General features: G+C 63.3%; 9 protein-coding genes and 1 pseudogene. 6 read left to right on the forward strand and 4 right to left on the reverse strand.

Going from position 1 to position 10405, the window contains the following annotated elements; translation table 11 throughout:
* The 3 genes from KBT70_RS15140 to KBT70_RS15150 all read right to left on the reverse strand — a co-directional run.
* Positions 1-1801 (reverse strand): efflux RND transporter permease subunit (locus tag KBT70_RS15140; RefSeq protein WP_296635626.1); only part of this gene is annotated, 1801 nt, incomplete at its 3' end.
* Positions 1798-2895: an efflux RND transporter periplasmic adaptor subunit gene (locus KBT70_RS15145; RefSeq protein ID WP_296635629.1), complete on the reverse strand. Its 1098-nt coding sequence runs from the start codon at positions 2893-2895 to the stop codon at positions 1798-1800. The genes KBT70_RS15140 and KBT70_RS15145, both read right to left, overlap by 4 nt.
* Before the next feature lie 229 nt (positions 2896-3124).
* A complete protein-coding gene (locus KBT70_RS15150; protein WP_296635633.1) occupies positions 3125-3667 on the reverse strand; it encodes a helix-turn-helix domain-containing protein in 543 nt (180 codons plus the stop codon).
* Positions 3668-3878: 211 nt separating this feature from the next.
* Here KBT70_RS15150 and KBT70_RS15155 point away from each other — a divergent pair, with 211 nt between their 5' ends.
* The 3 genes from KBT70_RS15155 (at position 3879) to KBT70_RS15165 (ending at position 5763) form a co-directional block, all read left to right on the forward strand.
* Positions 3879-5030: an alpha/beta fold hydrolase gene (locus KBT70_RS15155; RefSeq protein WP_296635636.1), complete on the forward strand. Its 1152-nt coding sequence runs from the start codon at positions 3879-3881 to the stop codon at positions 5028-5030.
* Positions 5031-5179: 149 nt separating this feature from the next.
* Entirely contained in the window at positions 5180-5449 is a 270-nt protein-coding gene (locus KBT70_RS15160) for a hypothetical protein (protein ID WP_296635640.1), read from the forward strand.
* Positions 5446-5763, forward strand: a complete 318-nt coding sequence (locus tag KBT70_RS15165) for a type II toxin-antitoxin system RelE/ParE family toxin (RefSeq protein WP_296635645.1) — start codon at positions 5446-5448, stop codon at positions 5761-5763. The genes KBT70_RS15160 and KBT70_RS15165 overlap by 4 nt, the downstream gene beginning before the upstream one ends.
* Positions 5764-5959: 196 nt before the next feature.
* Here the strand turns inward: KBT70_RS15165 and KBT70_RS15170 are convergent, their stop codons facing one another.
* Positions 5960-7084 (reverse strand): zinc-dependent alcohol dehydrogenase family protein, encoded by a 1125-nt coding sequence (locus tag KBT70_RS15170; RefSeq protein ID WP_296635651.1) that lies wholly within the window; start codon positions 7082-7084, stop codon positions 5960-5962.
* Between the two features lie 462 nt (positions 7085-7546).
* Here KBT70_RS15170 and KBT70_RS15175 point away from each other — a divergent pair, with 462 nt between their 5' ends.
* From KBT70_RS15175 to KBT70_RS15185, 3 genes and pseudogenes are all read left to right on the forward strand, one after another.
* Positions 7547-8848 carry an ABC transporter substrate-binding protein gene (locus KBT70_RS15175; protein ID WP_296635657.1) on the forward strand — a complete coding sequence of 434 codons (1302 nt, stop codon included), beginning with the start codon at positions 7547-7549 and terminating at the stop codon, positions 8846-8848.
* 74 nt (positions 8849-8922) lie between these two features.
* A complete protein-coding gene (locus tag KBT70_RS15180) occupies positions 8923-9828 on the forward strand; it encodes a branched-chain amino acid ABC transporter permease (protein WP_296635661.1) in 906 nt (301 codons plus the stop codon).
* A 71-nt stretch (positions 9829-9899) separates the two neighbouring features.
* A pseudogene (locus tag KBT70_RS15185) lies at positions 9900-10405 on the forward strand (branched-chain amino acid ABC transporter permease); the annotation flags it as partial.

Genomic DNA, 10405 nt, shown 5'->3' on the forward strand with positions numbered 1-10405 from the left:
GCGGTCCCCCAGACCCGACATAGACGACGTTGCCGACGATCTCGGGATTGCTCCTGTCATCCGCGAGAAAGCCCGCAAGACGGCGTGCGACGCGTGCGGTCTCGTCTTCCGACACGCCCGCAGGCAGCTCAAGGTTGAGCACAAATTGCGCTCGCTCCGAGGGCGGCAAGAGGCCGGTCGGCACACGGCCCAACGCGGCCAGCGCGACAGCAAAGGCCACCACTGTCCCGATGAGCACAAGCGCCCGCGCCCCCAAGGCCCGGCGCAGCGCCCCCTGATAGAGCCGTGCCCCGCGCCCCGGCTCTGTCTCCGCTGCAACGTTCGTGGCGCGCAGGAACCGCACGCACAAGAGGGGCGTCACCGTCACCGACAAGAGCCAACTCGCCATCAACGTCAACGCCAGCACCTGTGCCAGCGCGCGCAGGAATTCGCCCGTCGCGTCACTGGCCAGCATCAGCGGCAGAAACGCAAGGATCGTCGTCAGCGACGAGGTGAGCAGCGGGATCGCAAGCGTGCGACTGGCCTCGAGTGCAGCCGCGCGTGGGTCGGTGCCGGCGTCGATGCGCCGCTTGATATCCTCGGCCATGACCACGCCGTTATCCACCAAGAGACCCAAGGCGATGATCACTGCCGCAATCGAAATGCGGTGCAGCGGAATACCCCATAGGGCCATGCCCACCAGCGCCAGCACGATGCTGAGCGGCACGATGGCCCCGACAATCATCCCCGCACGCATCCCCAGAAAGAGGATCACCACTGCCATCACCGTGGCGATGGTCTGAACCAAATTCTCGGTTGCCTCCGCCACCGAGGCCGCGACGATGGGCGGCTGGTGCGTCACAAGATCAAGCGAGAGCCCGAGGGGCAGGGCACGTCGCAGATCAGCGAGCGCCGTATCGAGGCCCGCACCAAAGGTCTGGATCGCGCCACCCTCGACCATCGACACCCCAAGCGTGACCGCCGGATTGCCGTTGAAGAACACCGGATTGCGCACAGGTTCGACATACCCGCGCGAAATCCGCGCAAGATCGCGCAAGAGCGTGGTGCCGCCCGATGGCAGAGGCACAGGCACGTCGCCAATGGCATGCCAATCCTCGAAAACCCCGTCCGTGCTCAGCGCATAGCGAAACCCGGCCTCGGTTTGCAGCGCGCCCGCCGACAGGATCAGGTTCTGGTCGGCCACAGCATCGAGCATCCGTTCAACGGTCAGCCCGGCCTGATCCAGACGGGCGCGGTCAAACTCGATCCAGATCCGCTCCTCCTGCACGCCGTAGAGGCCGATGCGCCCAACCAACGGAACAGTCGCCAGACGGTCGCGGAGCCTGCGGGCCGTCGCGCGCAACTCGGCCGGAGAGAAATCCGCGCCATGCAGCGCCAGCGTGGTCACAGCCACACGGCCATAATCGTCATTGACCAGCGGTCCCACAGTTCCTTCGGGTAAGGCGGGGCCAAGGTCGGTCATCCGGTTGCGCAACGTGGTCCAGACCGGCTTGACCTGCGTCACGTCTGGCCGCAACTCGACCTTGACGGTGGCAAGGCCGGTCTGTGCGGCGCTCTCGATCGTGTCAACTTCCGCGATCTGTCGCGCGGCCTCTTCGATTGGCTTGACCAAGAGTTGCTCGACTCGCGCCGCCGACATGCCGGGAAAACGCGCTGTCACCACCGCCGTTCGGATGGTGATTTCGGGATCTTCCTGGCTCGGATGGGTGAAATAGGTCGTCACCCCGGTGACAATCAGCACCAGCGCCAGCGCCACAACCAGCCGCCAGCGGTCCAGCGCGGCGCGCGTCAATCCCATCATTCCGGCAGGCTCCAGAGGCGCACAGCCTCGCCATCGGTCAAGAGCGCAACACCGGCGGTCACGACCCGCTCGCCGGGCGATAGCCCCTCTGTCACCAGCAGGTCGGTGCCGACCACACCGTCGATCCGCACGCGGCGCGCGCGCACCGTGCCCGTCGCCTCGTCAAAGACATAGACGGTGCCGCTCTCGCCTGCTGTCGGCTCGGACTGCGTGTCCGAATAGACCAGCGCCGACAGGGGCACGTCGAGAGCACCCGCCGCACGCGGCAGCCTGATGGACACAGCCGCCGAAAATCCGGTCTTGGCCCCCTCGGGCGGAGCGGCCAGCCGCGCCTTGACGCGGTAGGCGATACCGGCCTCTGCATCGGCGGCAATTTCCGTCACTTCGGCGTCAAAGCTCTGGTCCGGGAAGGCAGGGAGCCGCACCGAGACCGGCGTCCCCGGCGCGATCACGGCCAAGAGCGCCTCGGGGGCCAGCACCTCGGCCTGAAGTGTGGCCGTCACAGCCACCTCATAGACGGGCTGGCCCGCCGCAAGTTCCTCGAACCGATTGGCCAGCAGGTCCGTCACCACCCCCTCGCGCGGGGCGGTCAGGGTGATGCGGTCCAGCCGGTCGCGCGCGGCGGCAAGCTCGGTCTCGGCCACGCGCCGGTCAGCCAGCGCAGCAGAAAGCTCCGCAGAGATACGCTCGAACCCGGCGCGCGCGACAAGGCCACGCTCGAAAAGCGCCCGCTGCCGCTGAAACTCGGCATCCGTGGCATCAAGACGCGCAAGCGCCGCAGACAGTTTTGCCTCTGCTGCGGTGATCTCGCGCGTGATCTCGGCGGGATCAAGGCGCGCGATCTGCTCTCCTTCGACCATCCGGTCGCCCGCACGCAAAGGCACCTCGATCAGCCTGCCCGAGACAGGAAAGGCAAGGCGCATGGTTTCTGCGGCGGTCAGCACACCGGGCAGGGTGCGATACGCATCCGCGCCGCCTTGATCCACGACCATGGTGCGCACGGCCCGCGGCGGGGTGGGTCCCGCCGCGCCCGGATCGTCATCGCAGGTCGTCAGGGAAACTGCGGCCAAAAGGACCATCAAGCGCAGGCTCATCGCCAAACCTCCCGGTCGGTGCCGATCAGGTGCGGGGGCAGGCGGGGCATGATCTAGGCGCACCGCCGCATGCGGCCCAAGACAGGACGGGGGTTCTGGCTGTCATCGGTGCTCTCGCCGCTAGTGCTATCTCTGCAATGCGTATGCGGCCTTGTGTGCCAGAGCAAGAAACGAGGCGCTCGAAATGGGCAGTCAGCGCCTTGACACCAGATCACCCTCGGCGTGCCCGTCAGAGGGGCCGGTTCACCAGCGTTTCGAGGTCTGTAAAGAGGCGCGCCACCCGGTCTATCGCACGCTGATCCACCTCGGCCAGATCAACCCGCGCGCCAGCTATCCCGTCCCTGTGGCGAAGCGTCCAACTGTTGTCGGGCAATTGCTCGACCCACCCCCTTTGCTGCAAGAGCGCGAGCTTGCGGCGCACGGTCTGGCGGGGAATCGCCGTCACATCCGCAATGCGGGACGCGCTGATCCCATCGCGCGCAAGGGTCGGCGGCAAAGGGTCTTGCGCCATAAGCCCCGCCGCGCGGACCGCCCTTAGCTTGACCTGACCGATGATCGCGAGAACCAGCATCTGTTGCAGGTCTCCGCGAAAGACGCGGCTCACATCTTCCAGATGCTCGACGAAAAACTCCACAAAGCGATACTGATAGTCGAGGTAATTCCCGGCAAAGACATCGCGTATCTCGCTTGCGCGCCGCGACTTGGCCGTGGCCATCCCGACCGTTCCCTTGGGCGCGGGTGGTGTCACCTTGGTGACGGATTTCTCGGACATCGCCCTGGTCTGCTCCAACTCTGCAAAGGGGTAACTGACTGCCCCGCACATCAACTAGGCCGCGCCCGCGCCGCCCGTTTTGAGCAGGGCACCGCTATCGGCCAAAATCCACGTGATATAACCCTCTTTTCTGACACCCGCGAAGTCAATCCTGAACCGAAGTCGCGATCCGTTGACATGATTGTGTCTCTCCGAAAGAAGCTTGTCCCAGATGCCCGAACCCGCCGCCACCATCCTTTCGTCCATCAGGATGGGCCATAGGCTTTGTGTCTTGCTGGCCTTGGTCTGGTTTGCCGGATGCACGCCGCGCGCCGATCTTTTGCCCGATGCCGCAGCCCTCGCCGGGGATGTCATCGTGCCCATTTACGTCGGCACCACACGCGCCCAAGAGGCCGAGGGGGCATGGTCCGCCAAAACCGCCGGCCCGCTGACCTATGCGCGGGTGGACGTGAACGTGCCCAAGACGGGCAAGCCGGGCATCGTCGCGCTGCCAGACGCGCACCCTGACCCTGACAGGCATTTCCTGACGCAGAGCGTTACCCCGCTCGCGGGGCGGGATACGTTTCGCGCCGAGGTCGCCCGCGCCTTGGCCTCGGGCAAGATCAGGGGAAATGAGGTTGTCGTCACGATCCACGGCTTCAACAACACAATGGGCGAGGGCGTCTTTCGAACCGCCCAGATGATCCGTGATTTTGAGATCGAGGCGCTCACCCTTCACTACGCCTGGCCGTCGCGCGGCGCCCCCCTTGGCTATGCCGCAGACCGCGACGCGGTGCTCATCGCGCGCGACGGGCTAGAGCAGATGCTGGAGGATCTCCGGCGTGCAGGCGCGCGCAAGATCGTGCTTGTCGCCCATTCGATGGGCGCACAACTGACGATGGAGGTTCTGCGACAGATGACCCTGCGCGAGGATCGCGCGACCTTCTCGCGGATATCCGCTGTGGTGCTGCTCTCGCCCGACATCTCTCCGGCATTGTTCCGGGCACAGGCCGAGGCCATCGGCGATCTGCCTGATCCCTTTGTCATCTTCACCTCGCAAAACGATCCGGCCTTGCGCCTGTCGGCACGGTTGACGGGCGTGCCCCGACGCCTTGGCAACATTAGGGGGGTCAAAGAGGTTGCGGGGTTGAATGTGACGGTCATCAACCTCTCGTCGGCACGCGACGCGGGGTCAAACCATCTCGCCGCGCTCACCTCCCCCTCGGTCATCAGCTTTCTCAAGGAAACCGAAGCCATACGCCAAGGCCTCGAGGCCGATGCCTCGGGGCGCGCGGGGCTGCTTCCGGGCACCATGCTGCTGGCCCAAGAGGCAACGGCCATCATGCTCGCCCCCGTCGCGTTGATTGACCAAGGCCTGCGATAGTCTTGGCCGGGTCATTATTCGACCACAGAAGCCACAACGCCCCAGAACGCCGGGCGGCGTGCCGTATGCGAAGTTCGAAGCTGCCCTCACCACGGTTGAAACAAGCCCACCAATGCGGTAGATGAATAAGTCATACCATGGAGGCTCGGATGACCGTCAAAACCACTCTCAGTTTCACGGATCGCCACCATCAGTTCCTTTCTGCAAAGGTGGAACAGGGCGTATTCGCGACCCAGAGCGCTGCAGTCGCGGCCGCTCTGGAACAGATGATACGGGATGAACAGGAACGCGACGTGGCCCTTGCGGCCCTCGCACAGGAAATCCGCGCGCGCATGGAAACGCCGCGCGAAGAGTTCACCGACCAGGATGACGCCTTTGCCGCCGCCCACCGCACTATCGGGACGGCCCGCGGCGCGTGAACTACCGCATTCGTTTCCACCCACTTGTCGCGCGTGATCTTGACGCCATAGCGCATTGGATTCTTGATTATGCGGGTCCCGACTCTGCCGCCCGCAAGCTGGCCGAGATCGAGGCGGCCATCGCCGCGCTGAAGGTAACACCGCACAAGGGCAGCCTCCGCGATGACATCGCCGCTGGCCTGCGCGCCATTCCGGTAGGAAGGAAAGCGGTCATTGCCTTTGTCGTTGACGATGCCGTCGCCGAAGTGCTTGTTTATGCAGTCTCCTATGGCGGCGCGGACTGGGCCATGCGCAGCAGCGCGCGCAGCCGGTAGGATCCTGTAACAGCCCTAATTTCGGCTGCAGTAGAGTCAGTCGTGGCCGTTCGGGTTCTTGATGCAGGCTGACCATCTCCTTTCCGGCACCTTCGCCCATATCCTCAGATATCGGACAACCGACAGACTCTTCCCGGTCAGAACCACCCCCGCGCCGATTCAAGCCGCGATGGTCATTCCGAATTGCACAGGTGCCTCACCCGAATTCGATCACCTGTCGGATGGCTGTGCCATTGTCCAACTGATCCATCGCCAGGTTGATCTGATCTAGGCGCAGGCGATGGGTGAGCATCTTTTCCACCGGCAATTTGCCTTGCTGATGCAGCGAGAACATGCGCGGCAAGTCGCGTTGCGGCACGCAAGAGCCGATGTAGCTGCCTTTGAGGCTGCGTTCTTCGGCGACCAGCTTGAGCGCGTTGAGCGGCATGCGCGCATCGGGATGCGGCAGGCCTGCGGTCACAGTCATGCCGCCCCGGCACGTGCAGTCATAGGCGGTTTCAAGCGCCTTGACCGAGCCTGCCAATTCGATGGCATAATCAACGCCGCCACCGGTAATATCGCGCACGGCCTGCGCGGTATGCGCGTCTGATGTCACGGCATGGGTGGCCCCCATGCTGAGTGCTGCATCGAGTTTGGATTGAAAGGGATCAATCACCACGATCTGTGCCGCGCCAGCCGCCAAGGCCCCCAACACCGCCGAAAGCCCGACACCGCCCAATCCCAGCACGGCCACCTTGCTGCCCGGCATGACCTTGGCGGTGTTGAAAACGGCCCCCGCACCGGTCAGCATCGCACAAGAGAAAAGGGCCGAGATATGCGTGGGAATGTCGGCCTCGACCTTGACCAGAGAGCGGCGGGCGAGAACAGCATGGCTGGCAAAGGCCGAGACGCCGACATGGTGATTGACCGGCCTTCCATCCATCGACAGGCGGCGGTGGCCGGTCATCAATTCCCCGACCCCGTGATGTTTCGCCGCCCGCGTGCAGAGCGCCGGGCGTCCTTCGGCACAGGGCTGGCAGGTGCCGCAACCGGGCGCAAAGATACAGACAACGTGATCGCCCGGCACGAGATCATCAACCCCCGGCCCGACCTCTTCGACAATCCCCGAGGCCTCATGGCCAAGCACCATCGGCAAGGGGCGGGGACGGGTTGCGTTGATCACCGAAAGGTCAGAGTGGCAGACACCTGCGGCGGCAATGCGGATCAGAACCTCATCGCGACCGGGCGCGTCGAGATCGACGGTCCGCACGGTCAAGGCCTTGTTCGCCTCGAAATCGCTCTGGATATTGTCGCGCTCAAGTACTGCGGCCTCGATTTTCATGCTACCATCCTCCCGTAAATTGGTCGTCGCGCCCCATTTCGATCGCTGGATCGCGCGCGGTTGCGGGCGCGCATCGCGCCTGCCCCATGCCGCAGTCACTCTATCGGCGTTATAAGGCGCTGTCGTCCCAGTTTGTGCCGCGATAGTAAGAACCTATGGCCGGAATAGCGTCAAGGTATTGGCCGAGCCTTCGCCTCTCGGTCTACCATCTTGGACAGGCCAGATGGGAGGGCCTTCGAATGATGCGCCAGTCAACGACATGCTTTGTCATCATCGGCTGCTGCCAGACGGAGGGCGCTTGTGCATCCGACAGGATTTTCGCCTCCCCGTCGTGCAGCCCGTCCAAGACCGCGCGCCGCCGCGATCACACCGGGGACCGTGCCACGCGACCGGGCATTGTCAGATGATCATCACCCCAATCGCACCGCGCTGATTGGCTCAACAAAACAGGGAGGACTACAAATGAAAAACCTATTCGTCACACGCGTTGCCGCCGCCATGGTGGCCGCTGCCCTGCCGCTTGCGGCCGGTGCTGCAGATAAACCCGAAAGCCTGAAAATCGGCATGACCGCCTTTTTGACCGGTCCCGCCTCGGTCTTTGGGGTGCCCGCGCGCGATGCGGCGGAGATCCTCGTCGAGAATATCAATGCTGCCGGGGGCATCAACGGTGTGCCGCTCGACATCTCGTTCATCGACGAAGGCGCCGGCGCCGAGGCGCTGACCTCGGAATATCGCCGCATGGTGGAATCCGGCGGTGCCGAGGTGATGCTTGCCGCGATCTCTTCCGGCAATTGCCAGACCTTGGCCCCCTTGGCCGAAGACCTGCAAGTGCCCAATCTGATGTGGGACTGCGGCACGCAGCGCATCTTTGAAGAGAACGATTACAAATACGTCTTCCGCACGCAGGCCAATGCGACACCGGAAATGCTGGCAACCGTGCTCTACCTGCTCAAGACCAAGCCCGATTTCAAGACCATCGCCGTGGTCAATCAGGACTACGCTTGGGGTCGTGACAGTTGGGATATCTTCATCACCGCGCTCAAGGCGATGAAACCCGATGTCGAGGTCGTGGCCGAGTTTTTCCCCAAATTCGGCTCGCCCGACTTTTCCACCGAAATCTCGCGGCTTCAAGCCTTGCAGCCCGACGTGATCCTGTCCACCTCCTGGGGCGGCGACCTTGACACCTTTGTGCAGCAGGCGTCGCAGCGCGGGCTGATGAACACCTCGACCTTTGTTCTGCCGCTGGCTGAATCCTCGCTCGAGCGGCTTGGCGCGGCGCTGCCCGACGGCCATATCATCGGTGCGCGCGGGGATCACTATTTCCTCCACCCCGAGCGCCGCAATGACGAAGACTTCAAGGCCTTCATGGCGCAATACGAGGAAAAGACCGGCGACGTGTCCGTCTATCCCGTGTTCCACGCCAGTCAGGCCATCGCCGCGCTCAAGGCGGCCTATGAAAAGGCCATCGCCGATAACAGCGTCGATTGGCCGAGCGAGGATCAATTGCTTGCGGCGCTTGAAGGTCTGACCTTTCAGGGCCTCGGCCGCCCGATCACCCTGCGCGAGGACAATCAGGGCATCGAGGATCAGTTGATGGGCACCAGCGTGCAAACCGGCGAATATCCCTTTGCCACGATGCAGAACATCATGATCTTTGACGGTGACGAACTGACCACGCCGGTCGGGCAGAACTCGATCGAATGGGTCGGCGCGCTCGATGCAGGTTTTGTCGACAGCGTGACGGTCGATACCTTCGAGAACTGATCCAAGCCTCTCACCAGTGCGGAGAGGGCAAGCGATTGCCCTCTCCGTATCCTTGAACCAGCCGGGACTTGCCCATGAATCTCGCGATCTTCCTTCTCGCCCTGTTCGACGGTGTCGCCTATGCCGCGCTTGTGTTTATCGTGGCACTCGGGCTGACCCTGATCTTTGGCGTCATGCGCATCCTCAATGTCGCGCATGGCTCGCTCTATGCGATTGGCGCCTATGCGACCGTGTCGCTGGTGGGATATGTCATGGCCCTTGGTTTTGCTCCGGCCTTTGCCTTTCCGCTGATGATCGTCTCGGCCATTCTCGTGGGCATCGTGATCGGCGCGCCGCTCGAATATTTCCTCCTGCGCCGGATCTATGACAAATCCGAAGTGCTCCAACTCCTCGTGACCTTCGCGGTGTTCATGATCCTCGAGGACGTGCAGCGTCTGGTCTGGGGCACGCAGCCCTATTTCAACTCCTCCGCCTTGCAGGCCTTGGGCAATGTCAGCGTGTTTGGCGTGACCTATACCGCCTATCAACTCATCCTGTTGCCGCTGATTGCCGTGGTTCTGTTGCTCGGCATGCGCTTTTTCCTGCGCCATACGATCACGGGCAAGCTGATCACCGCCACCACCGAAGACCGCGAAGCGGCACAGTCCATCGGGATCGACGCAGACCGGGTGTTTCTCTTCACCTTCGTGATTGGCGCGGTTCTGGCGGGGCTGGGCGGTGCGCTGGCCTCTCCGACAACCTCGATCTTGCCGGGCATGGGCGCGGATATGATCGTGCTCTCCTTTGCCGTGGTGGCCACCGCCGGGCTGGGGCAGATCGAGGGCGCGGCCCTCACCGCCCTGATGATCGGTCTGGGTCGGTCCTTTGCCGTCTATCTCTATCCGGAAATCTCGGTGCTTGTGCCTTATCTCATCATGGTTCTGGTTCTTCTCGTGCGGCCTGAGGGGCTCTTTGGTAGCCCCGCCGCGCGCAAGATCTGAGGCCCGTGATGCCCTCCGAAGCACAGGCATCCAAACCGGCAACCACGCACAAGAACAAGGTGAAGGCCCGTATGACATCCCCCCTTTCATGGCTCTGGATCATCGGCGTCGCGGCGATTGCCGTTGTGCCCTTCTTGGTGCCGTCGATGCAACTTCTGGTCAATTTCGCGATGGCCAAAGGGCTTGCGGTGCTGGGCGTGACGGTTCTCTTGCGGGCCGGGCAGGTGTCCTTTGGTCATGCGCTCTACTTCGGGATTGCGGCCTATGCTGGGGCTTTCCTGATCACGTCGCTGCCCGCCACCGATTTTGTCGTCATCCTGCTTGTCGGGGTGCTCGGGGCCTTGGCCGCAGGTCTCTTTGTCGGGCTTTTCGTGGTCCGCTATCGTGGCATCTTCTTTGGCATGCTCAATCTCGCCTTTTCGATGATCTTCTGGTCGATCCTCGAGAAATTCTATCACCTGACCGGCGGGGCGGATGGCCTGCGCTTTACCCGCCCGACGGTTCTGGGGCAGGCCCTTGATCATACAGAGTTCAACCTCGTGCTCTATTACACCGTGCTGGTGCTGGTTCTGGCGCT

It is taken from the genome of Roseovarius sp., from assembly GCF_018066915.1.
Classification (GTDB): domain Bacteria; phylum Pseudomonadota; class Alphaproteobacteria; order Rhodobacterales; family Rhodobacteraceae; genus Roseovarius.